At 74.0% G+C, this 20,757-nt stretch carries 6 protein-coding genes; 5 read left to right on the top strand and 1 reads right to left on the bottom strand.

What is annotated here, in order from left to right:
* Window positions 1–319 precede the first annotated feature (319 nt).
* The 4 genes from ACZ4QV_RS30275 to ACZ4QV_RS30290 all read left to right on the top strand — a co-directional run bounded on the left by ACZ4QV_RS30275 (window position 320) and on the right by ACZ4QV_RS30290 (window position 5,961).
* The gene (locus ACZ4QV_RS30275) at window positions 320–3,115 is read left to right on the top strand and encodes a helix-turn-helix transcriptional regulator (protein ID WP_361639437.1); all 2,796 of its coding nucleotides are present in this window, start codon (window positions 320–322) and stop codon (window positions 3,113–3,115) included.
* Window positions 3,116–3,146: 31 nt separating this feature from the next.
* Window positions 3,147–3,923: a thioesterase II family protein gene (locus ACZ4QV_RS30280; RefSeq protein WP_361639439.1), complete on the top strand. Its 777-nt coding sequence runs from the start codon at window positions 3,147–3,149 to the stop codon at window positions 3,921–3,923.
* 95 nt (window positions 3,924–4,018) lie between these two features.
* Window positions 4,019–5,296 (top strand): MFS transporter, encoded by a 1,278-nt coding sequence (locus tag ACZ4QV_RS30285; protein ID WP_361639441.1) that lies wholly within the window; start codon window positions 4,019–4,021, stop codon window positions 5,294–5,296.
* Window positions 5,297–5,298: 2 nt separating this feature from the next.
* Window positions 5,299–5,961, top strand: a complete 663-nt coding sequence (locus ACZ4QV_RS30290) for an NAD(P)H-binding protein (protein WP_361160293.1) — start codon at window positions 5,299–5,301, stop codon at window positions 5,959–5,961.
* Between the two features lie 128 nt (window positions 5,962–6,089).
* Here the strand turns inward: ACZ4QV_RS30290 and ACZ4QV_RS30295 are convergent, their stop codons facing one another.
* Window positions 6,090–7,151 (bottom strand): phosphotransferase enzyme family protein, encoded by a 1,062-nt coding sequence (locus ACZ4QV_RS30295; RefSeq protein WP_361592380.1) that lies wholly within the window; start codon window positions 7,149–7,151, stop codon window positions 6,090–6,092.
* 182 nt (window positions 7,152–7,333) lie between these two features.
* Here ACZ4QV_RS30295 and ACZ4QV_RS30300 point away from each other — a divergent pair, with 182 nt between their 5' ends.
* Window positions 7,334–20,734: an SDR family NAD(P)-dependent oxidoreductase gene (locus ACZ4QV_RS30300; RefSeq protein WP_467763663.1), complete on the top strand. Its 13,401-nt coding sequence runs from the start codon at window positions 7,334–7,336 to the stop codon at window positions 20,732–20,734.
* Window positions 20,735–20,757 lie beyond the last annotated feature (23 nt).

Raw genomic sequence — 20,757 nt, forward strand, 5'->3', positions numbered from 1 at the left:
CGGGGAAAAGTGTCCGCCATTTGGGCAGGTCGGCCGATCGCGTGGGGCGGTGGGCGCGGGGTGGCCGACTGGTGAGAAGGTTTTGCCTGAGCAATGTTGAGCGTGGCGATCACGCTGTGATCATATGGCGTGAGAGTTGTCCGACCCCCAGCGGGAGTTGGCCCGGGTGTCGCTGCTTCGCCTATCGGCACCGCGTCTGTCGTCGATCGACGGGTGGGGGGCTTGACGGTATCGGTACCGCGTTCTTCCGGACGCGTCCTCCCTGCGGGGTGTGCCCGAGCGTGACGGGCCCTGGGCGACACTCATCGCAGGAGGTGGCATGAACTTAGTCGAGCGGGAAGCGCAGCTCCTGGAGCTCGCCGACCGGATCAGGACGAGCGCGTCGGGACGGGGAGAGTTCTTCGTCGTCAGCGGTCCGGCGGGGTGCGGCAAGACCGCGCTGCTGGACTCGGTGTCGGCGCTCGCCCGGGCGCAGGGCGTGCGGGTCCTGTCCGTGACCGGCCCCGGACTCGACGGGACACCCGAGGTCGATGTGGTGGGCGCGGTCCGTGACCTGCTGCCCCGCGTCCCGGAGGCCGCACCGCCGCGGGAGCCCCGTGAACTGGCGGAACACCTGGTGGCGCTCGCCTTGTCGGAACCGTTGCTGCTGGTGGTGGACGATGTCCACCGGGTGGACGCGGACTCCGCGAAGTTGCTCCGGGAATTGGCCCGGCGGCTCGGCAACGTGCCGGTGAACGTCCTGGTCTCCGATTTCCGGCGGACGGACGGCTCCCACGACGCTCCGCCCACCGTCCCCCTCTTCCCCCGTTCCCGCAGACGCCGGTTCGTCGTGGAACCGCTGTCCCGTACGGGGGTCGCCGAACTGGCCCGCGGCCGGCTCGGCCGCAATCCCCCACCCCGGCTGGTCGACGAGCTGTTCGCCGTGACGGGCGGGAACCCGCTGCTTCTCCAGGCCGCCTTCGACGACGTCGCGGCCGCGGACGGAGGCGGCCTCGAACCGGTCTTCGGTCCCACGTTCGCGGAGGCCGTACTGGCGCAGGTGCGCATGTCCGCCTGCGCGATGACGTCCGCGGTGATGGAGGCGGCGTCGGTCCTCGGCGCGTCCTGTGACCAGGACCGTTTGGCCCGCACCGTCGGCGCGGACGCGCGCGACCTGCACCGCGTCCTGGACGGGCTGACCGCGAGCGGGGTGCTGTCGCGGGACCGGGTGCTGCACCCGCACGTCCGGGCCGTGCTGACGGGGGCCATGGACCAGGAGGCGCTGCGCCGGCTGCGGCTGCGCGCCGCCGAGGTGCTCTACGAGGACGACGCGCCGGCCGACGAGGTCGCCGGGCACCTGCTCGCCGCCGGGGATGCCCCGTGGCCCTGGGCGGTGGGCATCCTGTGCGAGGCGGCGGAGCAGGCGGCGCGGCGCTACCGATACCGGGACGCCGTAGCGCTCCTCAAACTCGCCTCGGACCGGTGCACGGACTACATGACGCGGGTGGAGATCGAGGCCAAGCTGCTGGACATCACCTGGTGGGTCGATCCGGCCACGGTGTCCCGGCGCCTGAGTTCCCTGGTGGACAGTGCCCGTGCGGGCTGCCTGTCCGCGTGGTGGATGTCCCGGCTGTCCCGGCGCCTGGCCTGGCAGGGGCGGGCCGACGAGGCGGACGAGGTGTTCGGGCTGGCCAGGGCGGTCGGCCGGGACGACCCCGAGACGCCCATCGAACTCGCCATCAGCGACTTCTGGATCCGCCACCTCTTCCCCGGGATGCCGCACGCCACGGCTTGCGACGGATGCGAACTGAGTCCGGAACTGGTCAGCGGCGGATTTCCGTGGCTGACCAGCGCCAGCGAGCTGCCCGGGCTGCTCACCGGTGGCCGGCAGGACACCGTGGTACGTCACGCGGAGGAAATCCTGGAACGGGTGGGGCCCGGCCACTCGGACCTGGAGGCGGCACAGGCCGCCCTGTTCTCCCTGCTGGCGGCGGAACGGCTGCCCGGCGACGGGCTCCGGTCCGTGCGGGCCGTCACCGAGGACGGCGAGGCGGCGGTACCGGTGCAGTGGACGGCGATGCTGTCCGTGGCCCAGGGGGTCGCCGCCTGGTGGCGGGGCGACCCGGCCGGCGCGGTGGACTGCGTGGAGAGGGCATTGGACCAGCTCGACGCCCCGAAGTGGGGCATCCTGCTCGGGCTGCCCCGTGGCCTTCAGCTCCTCGCCATGACGGAGCAGGGGCGGCATCAGGAGGCCGCGAAGGAACTGGCGCGGCCGATGCCGGCGTTCTTCGCGCGCAGCCCGTACGGACTGGTGCACCTGCGGGCCCGCGGCCGTCACCACCTGGCCACCGGCGGACTGCGCGCCGCGGTCACCGACTTCCGCAGCTGCGGGGACATCCTGCGGTCGTGGAGGACGGAGCTGCCGGGGCTGGTGCCCTGGCGCCTGGACCTTGCGGAAACGTTACTGCGCCTGGGGGAGCGCGAGGAGGCGAGGGCGCTGGCCGACGAGCACCTCGACCTGTTCCCCGACGTCCCGGACACCCCCTCGCGCACCCGCGGGATCGCACTGCGGCTGCGCGCCATGGCCGGACCACCGGCACGGCGGGCCGCGGGCCTGCGGGAATCGGCGACGATGCTGGAACGCTGCGGCGACCTGCTCGAACTGGCCCGTACGCTCGGCGTCCTGGCGCAGACCTACCAGCACGCCGGTGAGCTCGCCTACGGGCGCCGGACGCTGCGCAGGGCGGAGCGGCTCGCCCGGGAATGCGGCGGCGTCCGGGCCCTGGAGGAGATCAGGACGGCCGCTCCCACCCGGACCGCCGGCGGCCCGCCGCCCGCCGCCCCCTCGGGACCGCCCGCCGCCGCGCGGACAACCGCCGCTCCGGCGCCGGGAGCACCCGCCCCGGCCGAGGGCAAGAGCGCCGCCACCCGGCCCACGTGGGACGCCGGGCGGACGCTGCTGACCCTCGCGGAGCGGAAGGTCGCCGACCTGGCGGCCGAGGGATACACCAACCGGGAGATCGCGGACGCGCTGTACGTCACCGCGAGCACCGTCGAACAACATCTCACGCGCATCTACCGCAAGCTCAAGATCCGCCGCCGTTCCGAACTGGGAGCTCAGGTGAGCAGCCGGTGACCGGCCGTGCGGACCGTAAGGAAGGAAACCGGTGACGCCACACAGCGCCCCGCAGGCCGACCGCTGGCTCGTCCCCTACGGGACCTGCCCCGAGCCGGAGTTCCGCGTGGTGTGCTTCCCGCACGCCGGCGGCTCCGCCTCGTACTACCCGTGGCTGCGCTCGGCGGTACCGCCGACGGGTGAACTGCTGTGCGTGCAGTATCCGGGGCGGCAGGAACGCCACCGGGAGGCCCCCGTCGAACGGTTCGGCCCGATGGTCGAGACCGTCACGGAACTGCTGCGCGCCCGCCCGCGCCTGCCGCTGGTGCTGTTCGGGCACAGCCTCGGCTCCTTGATCGCTTACGAGACCGCGCTGGCGCTGGGGGACGACGCCGGGCCGCTGCGCGGACTGATCGTGTCGGGCCGCCGCGCCCCCTCGGTCCGGCCGCCGAGCCGCGCACGCGAGATGACCACCCGGCAGGTCCTTGCCGAGGCACGCGTCCTGGGCGGCATCGACCCCGCCCTGCTGAACGACCCGGGCGTCCTGGAACTGATCCTTCCGGCGCTGCGCGCGGACTACCGGCTGGCCGAGTCCTACGTCCCGGAGCCCGGTGCGGCGGTCTCCTGCCCGATGACCGTTCTGACCGGCACCACCGACCCGCGCGTCTCCTCCGAGGACGCCGCGGCCTGGCGTACGCACACCACGGGCACCTGCACCGTGCACGAGGTCGAGGGCGGCCACTTCTTCTTCGAGAACGAGCGCCGCACCGTCCTCGGCCTGATCGGCCACGCGCTGGACGGCATGCTCGGCCGCGCGGTCCGCGCATAAGAGGGCGGCCGCGCGGCGTCCCGTCGTCGGGGGCCCGGACGGGACGCCGCGGCCCCGCCCACCCACTGAGCGCACCACCCCTAGGAGAGTCAGGAATGTTCGGTTCGCTGCGCGCGCTGTCCGAGGTCCCCAGACTGGGCATGCTGCTACCGCTGTCACTGATCAGCCGCATCCATCTGAGCGGCCTGCCGGTCGCACTGTCCTTCCTCATCGCCGGCTGGACCGGCGGGTACACCACCGTCGGCCTGGTGACCGGGGCGATGGCGATCGGGCAGGCGGTGGCCGGCCCGATCCGGGGCCGGGTCGCCGACCGCAGTTCCGCCAGCGCGGTGCTGTTCGTCACCGGCGGCGGCTACGCCGTGGGGCTCCTCGCCCTGATCCTGGCGGCACTGCTGCTGCCCGCCGGGGCCTGGCCCGTGGCCGTCGTCATCGCCTTCTTCACCGGCCTGACGCTGCCCCCCATCTCCCAGATATCCCGGGCCCTGTGGCCGCGGCTGGCGAAGGGCGACGTACGGGAGTCCCTGTTCACCCTGGAGGCCACGGGGTACGAGATCGTGTCCATGGCCGGTCCGCTGCTCGCGGCCGGTGTGGTCACCCTCTCCGGGGGCACGGCCGCCGTGGTGGTCTGCGCGGTGCTCGCGGTCGGCGGGTCGCTGCTCCTCGGACTGGTGCTGCGGGCGGCCGGACTGGACCGGTCCGAGCCGGCCACCAAGGGCGAGGAGGAGACCGGGAAGGCCGGCAGGCAGCGGTCGCTGCTGCGCGACCCGGTCTTCGTGCGAGCCGTCCTCGTCCCGTTCTTCCTGATGGCGGCACTGTTCTCGATCGACCTCTCGGTGGTCGCCTGGGGCCGGGACCGCGGCACGCCCGGTATCGCGGGCGCGCTGATCGCCCTGTTCGGCCTGGGGTCCGCGCTCGGCGGCCTGCTGTCCGTGGGCCGCGGCGGAAAGCGCAACAGCGCCCTGGGCATCGGCGGGCTGGCCATCGGCATCGGCGTCTTCGCCTGCCTGCTGTCACCGGCGTTCGACTCCACCCCCGTATGGCTGCTGGCCCTGGCGATGCTCGTCACCGGCAGCGTGGTCTCGCCGAGCATGGGCGCGTGCAATTCCCGGATCGGCGACCTGACGCCGGAGCACCGGCGCGCCGAAGCCTTCGGCTGGCTGGCCACCGCGATGACCGGCGGTGCCGCCGTCATGTTGCCGCTCAGCGGCCGGCTGCTGGACCTGGCCGGGCCCGCCGCGTCCATCGGATCCGGCGCGGTGGCCGCGGTGCTCGCCGCGGTGCTGGCCGTCACCCTGCCCCGGCGTACGGAGGAAGCCGCGGAGCCCGACGCGGCCGGCGAGAACGTCTCCGAGCCCACGGTGGAGGCGGGCTGACGATGCGTGTGGTCATCCTGGGCGTCACCACGGGACTCGGCACCTGCCTGGCGCGGGCCCTGCCCGAGTACGGCTGCACCCCGGTCGGGCTGATCCGCAAGGCGGCACAGCGGGAGCCGCTGCGGGCCGCGGGCGTCGAGACGGTTCTGCTGGACACCGCGAGCGACCGGGTACGTGACGGCCTGCGGGAGGCGGTCGGCGGAGCCGGCGCGGTGGTCCTGGCCGCCGGCACCGGCACGGGACCCGGCTCGCTGGGCGCGGCCACCCGCTCCGTCTCCCCGGCCGGTCTGCTGGCGGAGGCCGCGGAGCGGGCCGGGGTACGCCGGTACGCGATGGTGAGCGCGCTGCTGCCGGACGACGGCGTCCGGGCCGAGCTGGGCGACCTGCTCCCGGCGTACCTGCGGGAGAAGGAGAACGCCGAGCGGGACCTGCGCGAACGGGACCTGGACTGGTGTGCGCTGCGCCCCGGGCGGCTCGACGACACCGCCGCGACCGGACGCGTCCGCGTACGGGCCGGAACCGACCCCCGCCCCGAGGGACGCATCAGCCGGGCCGACCTGGCCACGACCCTCTGCGCGATCCTCACCGCCCCGCGACCGGTACGCGGCACGCTGGCCGTCTGTGCCGGGGACGTTCCGATCCGGGAAGCCGTCGCGGAAATGTGAGCGCGCGGCCCCGGCCTCACGGGTGACGTCTCCCGCGCGAGAAAGGCCGCCGGGCGGGACGCTCCGTCCCGCCCGGCGGCCACGCCCCGGCGCATACCCGCTCCAGGTGCCCGCCCGAAGCCTTCCGCTCAGAGCAGGTAATGGTCCTTCGGCAACGCGTCGGCCGCCGCGATGTTTTCCCGGGCCCGTTCGATCAGGGTGTCGTTCGTGTGCTCGCCGGTCTGTCCGAGATCTACGTCGAAATGCCGTCGCCGGGCATAGATCCAGCCTTCGATGGCGGCCCGCATCTTCAGCATCGTCGGCAGGTACGCGTATTCCTCGGGGGAAGCCGGTGACGTCTCCAGATAACCGGTCAGGAACGGCGTCGTGTCGATTTCCTCTTCCGCGAAACTCAGCGTGGACGCGACGTCCAGCATATGCGGGCCGTGCATCACCTCGCCCCAGTCCAGCAGTCCGACCTTGTCACCGTCGAAGCGGAACTCGGTGAGCCGGGGATCGCAGTGGATGATGCCGTCCGACAGGTTTGCGGGCAGCGCGGCGAATCCCTCACGGATGGCCTGCTGGATCCAGTCCAGGCCCGCCAGGAACGGCTGCGGTTCCAGCAGCCAGTCCATCTGCGACCAGACCATGGTCTCCGGCAGCGGCGGCACCGTGCGCAGACTCGCGTGAATGCTCCCCAACGCCCGCCCGGCCAGGGCAAGTTCCGTCGGATTGTCGGTGTCGGTCGGCCGGCCGTCGAGATGTTCCAGCAGCCCCCAGCACCAGTCGCCGTGCTCGGCGACAACCGCGCCGTCCCGGGTACGACGCGGCGCTCCGGAGGGTATGCCCGCCCGTTCCGCCATTTCCGCCGCCCGCAGCCCGGAGGCGAACTTCACGCCGTACGCCTTCGGTACGGCTTTCAGCACCGCGCGGTCCCCGTCGCGTTCCAGCAGCCAGGTGTGCGAGTTGTAGCCGATTTCCCAGGTGTCCGCCGGCCACGGCACCACCGTGAAATCCGCCCCGTCCCAGAAATGCAGCGGCAGGTCGCCGACTCCCGGCGCGTCGGGCAGGGGATCAAAAACTGGCATGTCTATCCGTTCTCGTCGGTGGGGGTGGATGGTCCGCCGGACGGCCCGGTGTTCCTTCGTTTTCGGCGGAGTGTACAGCCCGCGCGCCGCGCCCCGAGGCGGGCTTGGCGGACGTAACGGCACGGGGTGGGCAAGGAAATGGGGCGGGCGCGGGTCATCCCCTTAGGGGGTGCGGGGCTTAGGGGTGGTTTAGGGGGGAGGGTGGGGTGTCGCCGGGTGTTCACTCTTTGTTCAGCTACTGGAACGTTTCCCGTCACGGGAAAGCTGTCCGTGCTGAACGTTGGACCCCCGGGAGTGGTCGGGAAATGGCAAAAGGCATCCGCCCCGTCGTCGTCGCCGGTGTCGCGCACTCCGCGCCCCCGGGCGCCGGTTCGCCGGCCGGGACCGTATGGGCCGCGATCGAGGACGCCGGGGTGGTGCCCTCGGCCGCGCGTCCCGTCATCGTGTTCGCCGGAGCGGACGCCGAGGACCTGTCCGCGGGCCTGAACGGCATCCCCGGCGTCGAGGTGCGCGCACCACGGCGTCAGGAACCGTTCGCCGCCGCCACCACCCGCCTGCGTACGGCGGACCGCGACGGCGGCCGGGAGTCGGCCGGGGAGACGGACAGCGGCCGGGGAACGGACCGCAGCGTCGTCGTCGTGTACGAAGGCCCCGGCACCCCGGCCGTGGCCCTGACGCTCGACGCGCCGGGCCTGGACCACTACGGCGTCCTCGCCCGCGGCGCCGCCAAGCGGACCGCCCAGCTCCAGGGGCTGGCGCCGCGCCCGCACACCGCGACCCCGTCCCCGGAGGCGCCGTTCGCGGCACCGCTGCTGCTGTCCGCCCGCAGCGAGACCGCCCTGCGGGCACAGGCCGACGCCCTCGCCGGCCACCTCGACGCCCGGCCGGAAACCTCCCTGACCGACGCCGCCTTCACCCTGGCGACCGCCCGCACGGTCTGGGAACACCGCGCCGCCGTGCACGCCACCGACCGCCCCACCGCCGTCGCCGCCCTGCGCGACCTGGCGGCCGGGCGCTCCCACGACGCCGTGTCGCGCGGCACCGGCGCCACCGGCCCGTCCGCCGTGTTCGTCTTCCCCGGCCAGGGCGGCCAGTGGCTCGGCATGGCCCGCGAACTCGCCGACACCTCCCCGCTGTTCCGCGCCAAGCTCGCCGAATGCGGCCGGGCGCTCGCCCCGTTCCTGGACTTCACCCTGGACGACGCGCTCTGCGGCGGCGTCCCCCTCGAGCGCATCGACGTCGCCCAGCCCGCGTTGTTCGCGGTCACGGTCGCACTGGCCGAACTGTGGCGCGCGCACGGGGTGGCGCCGGCGGCGGTGGCCGGGGTGAGCATGGGCGAGATCGCCGCGGCGACCGTGGCCGGCGGACTGTCCCTGTCGGACGGCGCCCGGCTGGCCGCCGCCTTCAGCAAGGCGCAGGCGCTGATCCAGGGCCAGGGCGAGATGGTCGCGGTGAACCTGTCCGTGGCCGAGACACGGGACCTCATCGACGCCTGCGGACTCTCCCTGGAGGTCGCGGTCGTCAACGGGCCGCGCGCCACGGTCGTCGCGGGCGCCCCCGAGGAAGCCGCCGCCCTGGTGCGGCGCCTGGAGGACACGGACGTCCGGGCCAGGCTCCTGCCCATCGGCATCGCCGCGCACTCACCGCAGATCGAACAGATCCGCGCCTACCTGCTGCGGGAACTGGCACCGATCCGGCCGCGCCCCGCCACCGTCCCGATGTTCGCCTCCGCCACCGCCGGCCGCGTGGACACCGCGGACCTCGACGCCGCGTACTGGTACCGCAGCCTGCGCCGGACCGCCGACTTCCAGGGCGCCACCGAGGCCGCCCTGAACCACGGCCACCGGGTGTTCGTCGAGATGAGCCCCCACCCGGTGCTCGCCATGGCGATCGAGGACACCGCCGCCCGGCACGGGCACGACGCGGCCGTGCTGGACACGATGCGCCGGGACGCCGCCGGATACGGCCGCGTCGTGCGCTCCCTCACCCACGCCCACCTGCACGGCGTCACCCCCGACTGGAACCGGGTGTTCGACGGCGCCCACCGCGTGCCGCTGCCCGCCTACCCGTTGGACGTCGCGGACACCGACGACCGGGACACCGCCACCGCGGAGACCGGGGACACCGGCCTGCGCGAGGAACTGCGCCCGCTGCCGGAAGCCCAGCGGCTGGCCCGCGTCACCACCCTCATCACCCGGGAGCTGGCCGCCCCCGACGGCGAACCCGCCGTTGCGGACCGCGACTTCAGGTCGCTGGGCCTGGACTCCCTCGGCGCCCTCACCCTGCGCAACCGCCTCAACGACGCGACGGGCCTGCGGCTGCCCGCCACCTCCGTGTTCGACCACCCCACCCCGCGCGTCCTGGCCCTGGAGGTGCTGCGGCTCCTCTTCGGCGACACCACGGACGCCACCGATCCTCGCACCGCCGTCACCCCCGCCGTACCGGCCGACCCCGACGAGCCGATCGCCATCGTCGGCATGGCCTGCCGGTTCCCCGGAGGCGTCACCTCCCCCGAGCAGCTCTGGGAGCTGGTACGCGACGGCCGCGACGCGGTCACGGAGTTCCCCGCGGACCGCGGCTGGGACCTCGCCGCCCTCCAGCACACCGACGCCGACCGTCCCGGCACCTTCTACCAGCGCGAGGCCGCGCTGCTGGCGGACGTGGACCGCTTCGACGCGGGCTTCTTCGGGATCTCGCCGCGCGAGGCGCTGGCGATGGACCCCCAGCAACGGATGTTGCTGGAGACCTCGTGGGAGGCGCTGGAACGCGCCGGCATCGACGCCACCGCCGTACGCGGCAGCCGCACCGGCGTGTTCACCGGGGTCATGAACCTGCCGTACGGCAGGCCGCTGCACCAGGCCCGGCCCGACCTGGAGGGCCACGTGCTGACCGGCACGGCCTCCAGCGTCGTCTCCGGCCGGCTGTCCTACGCCCTGGGCCTGGAGGGGCCGGCGGTGACGGTGGACACGGCGTGCTCGTCGTCGCTGGTGGCGCTGCACCTGGCCTGCCAGTCGCTGCGCCAGGGCGAATGTGACCTGGCCTTCACCGGCGGCGCCACCGTCATGGCCGAACCGGGCATGTTCATCGAGTTCAGCCGGCAGCGGGCGCTGTCCCCGGACGGCCGCTCCAAGCCGTTCTCCGCCGACGCCGACGGCTTCGGCATGGCCGAGGGCGTGGGTGTCCTGGTGGTGGAGCGTCTGTCGGACGCCCGCCGCCTGGGTCACGAGGTGCTGGCGGTGGTGCGGGGTTCGGCCGTCAACCAGGACGGTGCCTCCAACGGGCTGACCGCGCCCAACGGCCCGTCCCAGCAGCGCGTGATCCGCGAAGCGCTGGCCCACGCCGGTGTGCGGCCCGGTGAGGTGGACGTGGTGGAGGCGCACGGTACCGGCACGCGCCTCGGCGACCCGATCGAGGCCCAGGCGCTGATCGCCACCTACGGCGGCGGCCGTCCGGCTGGACAGCCGCTGTACCTCGGTTCGCTGAAGTCCAACATCGGTCACGCGCAGGCCGCCGCGGGTGTGGCGGGTGTGATCAAGATGGTGGAGGCGATGCGGCACGGGGTGATGCCGAAGAGTCTGTACGCGGACCGTCCGACCGGTGAGGTGGACTGGTCGCTGGGTGCGGTGGAGCTGCTGGCCGAGGCGCGTCCTTGGGAGCCTGAGGGGCGTCCGCGCCGGGCGGCGGTGTCCTCGTTCGGCATCAGCGGAACGAATGCGCATGTGGTGCTGGAGGAGTACGCGGGGGAGCCGGCCGACGAGGAGCCCGTCGCTGCCCCAGCTGAGGGCGGTCCGGTGGCGTTGGTGGTTTCGGGTAAGTCGGTTGCGGCGGTGCGGGCTCAGGCGGTGGTGCTGGGGGAGTTCGTGGCGGCGCGTTCGGAGCTGGCGTTGGGTGATGTGGCGTGGTCGTTGGTGGCGTCGCGGTCGGTGTTCGATCACCGTGCGGTGGTGGTGGGTGCTGGCCGGGACGAGGTGCTGGCGGGGCTGGGGGAGGTCTCCGGCAGTACGGCGGCTGGTGCGGGCCGTGTCGGGGTGTTGTTCTCCGGCCAGGGTGCTCAGCGGGTTGGTATGGGGCGTGAACTGGCGGGTGCTTTCCCGGTGTTCGCGGAGGCGTTGGGTGAGGTGTGCTCGTGCGTTGATTCGCTGTTGGGGCGGTCGCTGCGTGCGGTGATGTGGGAGGGTCCGGCGGAGACGTTGGAGCGGACGGAGTTCGCTCAGCCGGCGTTGTTCGCCTTTGAGGTGGCGTTGGCCAGGCTGTGGCAGTCGTGGGGAGTGTCGTTCGCCACGGTGGCGGGCCATTCGGTTGGTGAGATCGCTGCGGCTGTGGTGGCGGGTGTGCTGTCGCTGGAGGACGCGGCGCGACTGGCCGTGACTCGTGGCCGGTTGATGCAGGCGTTGCCGGAGGGCGGGGCGATGCTGGCCGTCGCCGCGTCCGAGGACGAGATCGCTCCGGTGATCGCGGGCGCTTCCGATGTGTCCGTCGCGGCGGTCAACGGACCCCAGGCGGTGGTGGTCTCGGGTGCCGGGGCCGAAGTGGAACGCCTGGGGGCGTTCTGGCGGGAACAGGGCCGCCGTACGACGCGTCTGCGGGTCAGTCACGCGTTTCACTCTCCGCTGATGGAACCGATGCTGGCCGAGTTCCGGACGGTTCTGGAGGGCTTGACCTTCCACGAGCCGACGGTGACGGTCAGCCCGTCCGCCGACTCCGAGCGCCCGTTCGCGTCTCCCGCGTACTGGCTGGACCACGCCCGCCATGCGGTGCGTTTCGCGGACGCCGTGGCCCGCATGGCCGAGGCGGATGTCCTCGTGGAGCTGGGCCCGGACGCGGCGCTCACTCCCGTCGTGGACGACAACCGTCCGGTCCTGGCTTCCGTACGCCGTAAGCAGCCCGAGTCCAAGGCCGCCTTGGCGGCGCTGGGCCAGGCGTGGGCCCACGGCGCGGCGGTGGACTGGCGGGCCGTCCTGCCCGAGGGCCGCCGGGTGGACCTGCCCACCTACGCCTTCCAGCGGGAGTCGTACTGGCAGAGCTCGGTGGCCGTCGGCGGGTCCGGCGTGGACGGGTTGGCCCATCCGCTGCTCTCCGGCATGGTGGAGCTGCCCGGTTCCGGCGGGGTGGCGCTGTCCGGCAGGCTGGCACCGCGCACCGAGCGCTGGCTGGCCGACCACGTCGTCGCGGGCGCCACCCTCTTCCCCGGCACCGGCTTCGTCGAACTCGCCGCGGAGGCCGTGCGGCACTGCGGCGCGCGGCGGCTGGGCGAGCTGGTCGTCCGCACTCCGCTGGTCGTACCCGCCGAGGGCATCGACGTCCAGGTGTGGGTCGCGCCGGACGATGGCACGGACGCTCCGCGTGAGCTGTTCGTCCGGGCTCGCGGCGCCGACGGCGCATGGGTCACGCACGTGTCCGGCACCCTTGAGGCGCAGGACACCGGAACCGGCTGGGCGGGTTGGGACCGGCTGCCCGCCGGCGCCGAACCGATCGCCCTCGACGGCGTGTACGAGGAGCTGGCCGCGCGGGGATACGCGTACGGGTCGGCGTTCCGCGGCCTGCGGGCCGTGTGGCGGGCCGGGGACGAGGTCTTCGCCGAGGTCGCGCTGCCCGAAGGCCCGCACGCCGACGGCTACGGCCTGCACCCCGCGCTCCTGGACGCGGCCCTGCACGCCCTGCTGGTGACCGGCGGAACCGGGGGAGTGCGGGTGCCCTTCTCCTTCACCGGCGTCACTTGGTACGACTCCGGCCCGCAGACGGCGCTGCGGGTGCGCCTCAAGGGCGACGGGGACACGGTCCGCCTCGACGCGGCCTCCCCGGCGGGCGGGCCCGTTCTGTCCGTGGACGCCCTGACCCTGCGCGCGGCGGACCGGCCCGCCGACGACGCGCTCTTCGTCGTACGGTCGCACCCGGTCGTGCCGTCGGCCGAGACGACCGACTGGACCGCCGTCGACACGCTCGCCGGCCTGGGCGACGGCCCCGTGCCGCCGGTCGTCGTGCTGCGGACCGGCTCCCCGGCCGGTACGGCGGGCACCGGGGCCGGTGACCCGGCCGCGGACACCCGCACGGCGGTGCGGTCGCTGCTGGAGACCGTGTGGCAGTGGCTCTCCGGCCCGCACACGTCCCGGCTCGTGGTGTGCGCCTCGCAGGACGACCCGGTGGGCGCCGCGCTCGGCGGGTTCCTGCGCGCCGCGTACGCCGAACACCCCGACCGCTTCGGCCTGCTCGACACCGACGGCACCGCGGCCTCCGAAGCGGTCCTGCCCCGCGCGCTGGGTCTGTTCCGCGACGAACCCCACCTGATCGTCCGTAACGGCGCCGTGACCGTGCCCCGACTGGCGCGCGCCGAGGGCGCGTTGGCCGCTCCCGACGGGCCCTGGCGCCTGGACCTGGCTGACACCCGCTCCCGGGAACTGGCTCTCGTACCGGACACCTCCGCCGGACGGCACCTCGGCGCCCACGAGGTACGCATCGGCGTTCGCGCCGCCGGGCTCAACTTCCGCGACGTCCTGATCCGGCTCGGCGCCTACCCGGGCGAGGCCGCGCTGGGCAGCGAAGCGGCGGGCGTCGTCCTCGAAACGGGCGACGCGGTGACCGACCTGCGCGTCGGCGACCGGGTCGCCGGGATGCTCACCGGTGGTTTCGCCCCGGTCGCGGTGGCCGACCGGCGCAGGATCACCCGGATACCGGCCGGCTGGACCTTCGCCGAGGCCGCCTCCGTCCCCATCACCTTCCTCACCGCCTACTACGGGCTGGTGGAACTCGCCGGCCTGCGGGCGGGGGAGACCGTCCTGATCCACTCCGCCGCGGGCGGCGTGGGCATGGCCGCCGTACAGATCGCCCGGCACCTCGGCGCGGAGGTGTACGCCACCGCGTCCCCCGCCAAGTGGGACGCGCTGCGCGCAGCCGGACTGGACGACGACCACCTCGCCTCCTCCCGCGACCTGGACTTCGCCGACCGGTTCGGGCCGGTCGACGTCGTCCTGAACTCGCTGGCCCGCGAGTTCGTGGACGCCTCGCTCGGCCTGGTCCGCCCCGGCGGCCGGTTCGTCGAGATGGGCAAGGCCGACCTGCGCCGCCCGGAGGACGTCCGCGACGCGCACCCGGACGTGGCGTACCTGCCCTTTGACCTCTACGAGGTCGAGCCGGACCTGATCGCCGGCATGAACACCCGCCTGACGGAGCTGTTCGAGGCCGGCGCGCTGCGGCTGCCGCCCCTCACCTGCTGGGACGTACGCCGCGCCCCCGAAGCCTTCCAGTACGTCGAACAGGCCCGGCACGTCGGCAAGGTCGTCCTGACCGTGCCCGCGCCGCTGGACCCGGAGGGCACCGCCCTGATCACCGGCGGCACCGGCGGACTCGGCGCGGAGACCGCCGCGCACCTGGTGACCGCCCACGGCGTCCGGCACCTGCTGCTGCTCAGCCGCCGCGGACCCGACGCCCCGGAGGCCGCCGCCGTACGGTCCCGGCTGGAAGCCCTCGGCGCCGACGTCCGCATCACCGCCTGCGACGTGACGGAGCGTGAGGAACTGAGCGCGGCACTGGACCGGATACCCGCCGAGCATCCGCTCACCGCCGTCGTGCACGCCGCCGGCGTCGTCGACGACGCGCTCCTGGACACCCTCACCCCCGGTCAGCTCGACGCCGTCCTCGCCCCCAAGGCCGACGCAGCCGTCCACCTCGACGCGCTGACCCGGGACCTGGACCTCGCCCGGTTCGTGCTGTTCTCCTCCGTCTCCTCGGTCCTCGGCGTGCCCGGCCAGGCCGGATACGGCGCGGCCAACGGCTTCCTCGACGCCCTGGCCCGCGACCGCCACCGCGCGGGACGGCCCGCCACCTCCCTGGCCTGGGGCCTGTGGGCCCAGCCCACCGGCATCACGGCCGGACTCGGACAGCAGGCCGTCGACCGCTGGGCCCGCCGCGGCATCGCCCCGCTGAGCACCGAGCACGGACTCGCCCTGTTCGACCGGGCCGCCGGACAGGGCCTCCCCGGCGTCGCGCCCTTCGCCCTGGAAGCCGCGGCGCTACGACGGCAGGACTCCATACCGAGCGCCATGCGCGGCTTCGCCCGCCCGGCGCCGGTACCCCGCGACCACGGCGGTCGCCCCGCTCCGACGGGCGCCGCCACCCCCACGCCCGGCACCACGGACCTGCTCCGGCTCGTCATCGACCACGCCGCGGCCGTCCAAGGACACCGCGACCCGGCAGCGATCGACCGGGACCGGGCCTTCAGGGACGCCGGGTTCGACTCGATGACATCCCTGGAACTGCGGCAGCGCCTCGCCGTCGCCACCGGGCTCACCCTCCCGTCCACCCTGGTCTTCGACCACCCCACCCCGGCGGCGCTCGCCGGCCGCCTGGAGGAACTGCTGGGCGGTACGAGCACGGGCAGCACCGCTCCGGCCACCGGCCCGGCCCCCACGGCCGGGGACCGGGACGGCGACCCGCTGGTGATCGTCGGCATGGGCTGCCGGTTCCCCGGCGGCGTCGGCTCCCCCGAACAGCTCTGGGACCTGGTACGCGACGGCCGCGACGCGGTCTCCGCCTTCCCCGCCGACCGCGGCTGGGACCTGGACGCCCTCACCGAGCCCGGCGGCGCGTCCGCCTCCGACGCCGCCGAAGGCGGCTTCCTCGACGCCGCGGGCGCCTTCGACGCCGAGTTCTTCGGGATCTCGCCGCGCGAGGCGCTGGCGATGGACCCCCAGCAGCGACTGTTGCTGGAGACCACGTGGGAGGCGATGGAACGGGCCGGTATCGACCCGGCGACGGTACGCGGCAGCCGCACCGGCGTGTTCACCGGCGCGGTGGCCCAGGAGTACGGGCCCCGGCTCCACCAGTCCGCCCCGGGGGCCGACGGACACCTGCTGACCGGCACCACCTCCAGCGTCCTTTCCGGCCGGCTGGCCTATTTCCTCGGCCTGGAGGGGCCGGCGGTGACGGTGGACACGGCGTGCTCGTCGTCGCTGGTGGCGCTGCACCTGGCCTGCCAGTCGCTGCGCCAGGGCGAGACCGACCTGGCCCTGGTGGGCGGCGCGACCGTCATGGCGTCGCCGGGCATGTTCGTGGAGTTCAGCCGGCAGGGCGGGCTCGCCCGGGACGGCCGCTGCAAGTCCTTCTCGGACGACGCGGACGGTACGGGCTGGTCCGAGGGCGTGGGTGTCCTGGTGGTGGAGCGTCTGTCGGACGCCCGCCGCCTGGGCCACCAGGTGCTGGCGGTGGTGCGGGGTTCGGCCGTCAACCAGGACGGCGCCTCCAACGGCCTGACCGCGCCCAACGGCCCCTCGCAGCAGCGCGTGATTCGCGAAGCTCTGACCAGCGGCGGCCTGGAGCCCGGCGATGTGGACGTGGTCGAGGCGCACGGTACGGGCACCCGGCTCGGCGATCCCATCGAGGCGCAGGCCCTGATCGCCACCTACGGCGGCGGCCGTCCGGCTGGACAGCCGCTGTACCTCGGTTCGCTGAAGTCCAACATCGGTCACGCGCAGGCCGCCGCGGGTGTGGCGGGTGTGATCAAGATGGTGGAGGCGATGCGGCACGGGGTGATGCCGAAGAGTCTGTACGCGGACCGTCCGACCGGTGAGGTGGACTGGTCGTCGGGTGCGGTGGAGCTGCTGGCCGAGGCGCGTCCTTGGGAGCCTGAGGGGCGTCCGCGCCGGGCGGCGGTGTCCTCGTTCGGCATCAGCGGAACGAATGCGCATGTGGTGCTGGAGGAGTACGCGGGGGAGCCGGCCGACGAGGAGCCCGTCGCTGCCCCAGCTGAGGGCGGTCCGGTGGCGTTGGTGGTTTCGGGTAAGTCGGTTGCGGCGGTGCGGGCTCAGGCGGTGGTGCTGGGGGAGTTCGTGGCGGCGCGTTCGGAGCTGGCGTTGGGGGATGTGGCGTGGTCGTTGGTGGCGTCGCGGTCGGTGTTCGATCACCGTGCGGTGGTGGTGGGTGCTGGCCGGGACGAGGTGCTGGCGGGGCTGGGGGAGGTCTCCGGCAGTACGGCGGCTGGTGCGGGCCGTGTCGGGGTGTTGTTCTCCGGCCAGGGTGCTCAGCGGGTTGGTATGGGGCGTGAACTGGCGGGTGCTTTCCCGGTGTTCGCGGAGGCGTTGGGTGAGGTGTGCTCGTGCGTTGATCCGCTGTTGGGGCGGTCGCTGCGTGCGGTGATGTGGGAGGGTCCGGCGGAGACGTTGGAGCGGACGGAGTTCGCTCAGCCGGCGTTGTTCGCCTTTGAGGTGGCGTTGGCCAGGCTGTGGCAGTCGTGGGGAGTGTCGTTCGCCACGGTGGCGGGCCATTCGGTTGGTGAGATCGCTGCGGCTGTGGTGGCGGGTGTGCTGTCGCTGGAGGATGCTGCCCAACTGGCCGTATCGCGCGGGGCGTTGATGCAGGCGCTGCCGGAAGGTGGGGCCATGCTGGCCGTCGGCGCTTCGGAGGAGGAAGTGGTGGCCTCGCTCAACGGCGCCGCCGACATCGCCGTCGCGGCGGTCAACGGCCCGCAGGCGGTGGTGGTCTCGGGTGCCGGGGCAGAAGTGGAACGCCTGGAGGCGTTCTGGCGGGAACAGGGCCGCCGTACGACGCGTCTGCGGGTCAGTCACGCGTTCCACTCTCCGCTGATGGAACCGATGCTGGCCGAGTTCCGGACGGTTCTGGAGGGCCTCACCTTCCACGAGCCGACGGTGACGGTCAGCCCGTCCGCCGACTCCGAGCGCCCGTTCGCGTCTCCCGCGTACTGGCTGGACCACGCCCGCCATGCGGTGCGTTTCGCGGACGCCGTGGCCCGCATGGCCGAGGCGGATGTCCTCGTGGAGCTGGGCCCGGACGCGGCGCTCACCCCCGTCGTGGACGACAACCGTCCGGTCCTGGCTTCCGTACGCCGTAAGCAGCCCGAGTCCAAGACCGCCCTGGCGGCGCTGGGCCAGGCGTGGGCCCACGGCGCGGCGGTGGACTGGCGGGCCGTACTGCCCGAGGGCCGCCGGGTGGAGCTGCCCACCTACGCCTTCCAGCACCAGACGTACTGGCTGGCTCCGCCTGCCGCGGAGCGGACGCCCGCCGGCGGGGACCCGCAGCCGCACCCGATGCTGACCGTACGGACCGAACTGCCCGGCTCGGGCGGGGTGGTGCTCTCCGGGCGGCTGACGCCGGGGAGCGACGCCTGGCTGCCCGACCACAGTGTGATGGGCACCGTCCTGCTGCCCGGTACCGGCTTCGTCGAGCTGGCGATGGAGGCCGCGCGGTCGGTCGGCGCCGACGAGGTGGGCGAACTGGTGCTGCGCGCGCCGATGGTGTTCCCCGGCGGCAAGCCGCGGGACGTGCAGGTGTGGGTCGCGCCGGGCGACGGTCCCGAACGGGAGCTGCACATCCGCTCCCGCGCGGGCAGCGGCGAGTGGACCCTGCACGCCACCGGTTCCGTAGCGACCACGGGCACCGCGACGGCCGCCGGTACGGGCTTCACCCCGGACTGGACCGGGACGGTCTGGCCGCCGGCCGGTGCGGTGGCGGTGCCCGTGGACAGGCTCTACCCGGACCTCGCGGTACGCGGCTACGAGTACGGGCCGGCCTTCCGGGGCGTCACCGGGGTGTGGGAGCGCGGCGCGGACCTGTTCGCCGAGATCGTGCTGCCCGAGGGGCAGCCCACCGGTTTCGGGCTCCACCCGGCGCTGCTCGACGCCGCGCTGCACGCCCTGCCGCTGACGGGCCGCTCCTACGAGGCGGACGAGGTGCGGCTGCCGTTCTCCTTCAACGGGGTGTCCCTGCTGTCCGCCGACGCCCGGCAGCTGCGGGTGCTCCTGCGGGTCGAGGGCGACGCGGTCACCGTGCTCGCCACCGACTCCACCGGGGCGCCGGTCATCGCCGTGGACACCCTGATCCTGCGCCCGGTGGACCGGGCCCAACTGGAGGCCGCGGGCGCCGAGGGCAAGGCCGCCCGGTTCATCGAGACCTGGGAGCACCTGGCCGACGCCGGCGACGGGCCCGCCCGGGTGCCCGGCACCTGGCTCCTGCTGGGCGACGCCCGGCCCGACCTCGCCCCGGTGTTCACGGCCACCGTCACCGCCGCCACCTGGGACGGTACGACCGTCCCGGACGGTGTCCTGGTCTCGGCGGGCCGCGTGGAAACCCTGCTGAACGCCTTGCACACCCTCCACGGCACCGACGCGCCCGTATGGTGCGTCACCACCGGAGCCGTCGCGACCGGCACCGACGACCCGGAGCCCGACGTGGAGGCCGGCGGCGTCTGGGGTATGGGTCGCGTCGCCGCACTGGAACTCCCGCAGCGGTGGGCCGGACTCGTCGACCTGCCCGCGCGGGCCGACGACGCCACCCGGCGGGCCCTGGTCACCGTCCTGACCGGTGACGGCGCCGAGGACCAGCTCGCCGTCCGGCGCGGCGGCCGGTGGGCCCGGCGGATCGTCCCCGCCCCGGCGGCCCCCGCGACCCCGTGGACCCCGAAGGGCACCGTACTGATCACCGGCGGCACCGGAGCCCTGGGCGGACACCTCGCCCGGCGGCTCGCCGCCCAGCCGGACATCCGCCTGGTGCTGCTGTCCCGCCGGGGCACCGACGCCCCCGGAGCGGACGGGCTGCTGGCGGACCTCACCGCGGCCGGCGCGCACGCCACCGCCGTCGCCGCCGACATCACCGACCGCGTCGCCATGGCCGAGCTGGTCTCCTCCCTGGACGCCGCGGGCGCCCCCGTACGCACCGTGGTGCACACCGCCGGCGTCGTACGGGATGTGCCCCTCGCCGACACCACCGCCGAGGCGCTGCGCGACGAGATGGCGGCCAAGGTGCGCGGCGCCCTGGTGCTCGACGAGCTCCTCCCCGACCTGGAGGACTTCGTCCTGTACTCCTCGGTCTCCGGGACCTGGGGCGCCGCCGGGCAGGCCGGATACGCCGCCGGGAACGCCTGCCTGGACGCCCTGGCCCGGCGCCGCAGGGCCCAGGGGAGGCCCGCCACGGCCGTCGCCTGGGGCCCCTGGTCGGGCGGCGGCATGGTCGAGCCGGAGATCGAACGCGAGTTGCGCCGTCGTGGCCTGACACCGCTGTCCGTGCCCGGCGCGCTCCAGGCCCTGGAACAGACCGTCGCCACCGGCTCGGACGCGGTCGTCGCCGAAGTGGACTGGGCGCGGTTCCTGCCCGCCTTCACCGCGTCCCGGCCGAGCCCCCTGCTGTCCCGGTTCGCGCCGGCACCCCGGCAGGAGGCCGCCCCGAAGGGCGGGGCCTCGCTGACCCAGCGGCTCTCCGCACTGCCGGCGGCCGAACGCGAAGCCGTCCTGCTCGACGTGGTCCGCGGCCATGTGGCGGCGGTCGTCGGCCAGTCCGACCCCGGCCGCATCGACGCCGACCGCGCCCTGAAGGACTTCGGTTTCGACTCGCTGATGTCGGTGGAGCTGCGCAACCGGCTCGCCGGGGCCGGCGGGGTCCGGCTGCCCGCGACGCTGGTCTTCGACCACCCGACACCGCACGCGCTGGCGCGGTACCTGCTCACCCAACTGGTACTCGACGACGAGGCCCCCGGCGCCTCCGGTGACGGTCCGGTGCTGGCGGACCTCGAACGCGTCGAGGCCAAGGCCCTCTCGGCGCTCACCGACGCGGCCACCCGCGCCGAACTGGCCACCCGACTCGGCTCGTTGCTGGAACGGCTCGCCGAACTGGACGCCAGGCCCGTCACCGCCACGACCGGCCTGGAGAACGCCAGCGCCGACGAACTGATGCGGTTCATCGACTCCGAGCTCGGAAACCCCTGACTCCCGACCCACGCCGATAGGTG

This window comes from Streptomyces sp. NPDC026394, from assembly GCF_055567735.1.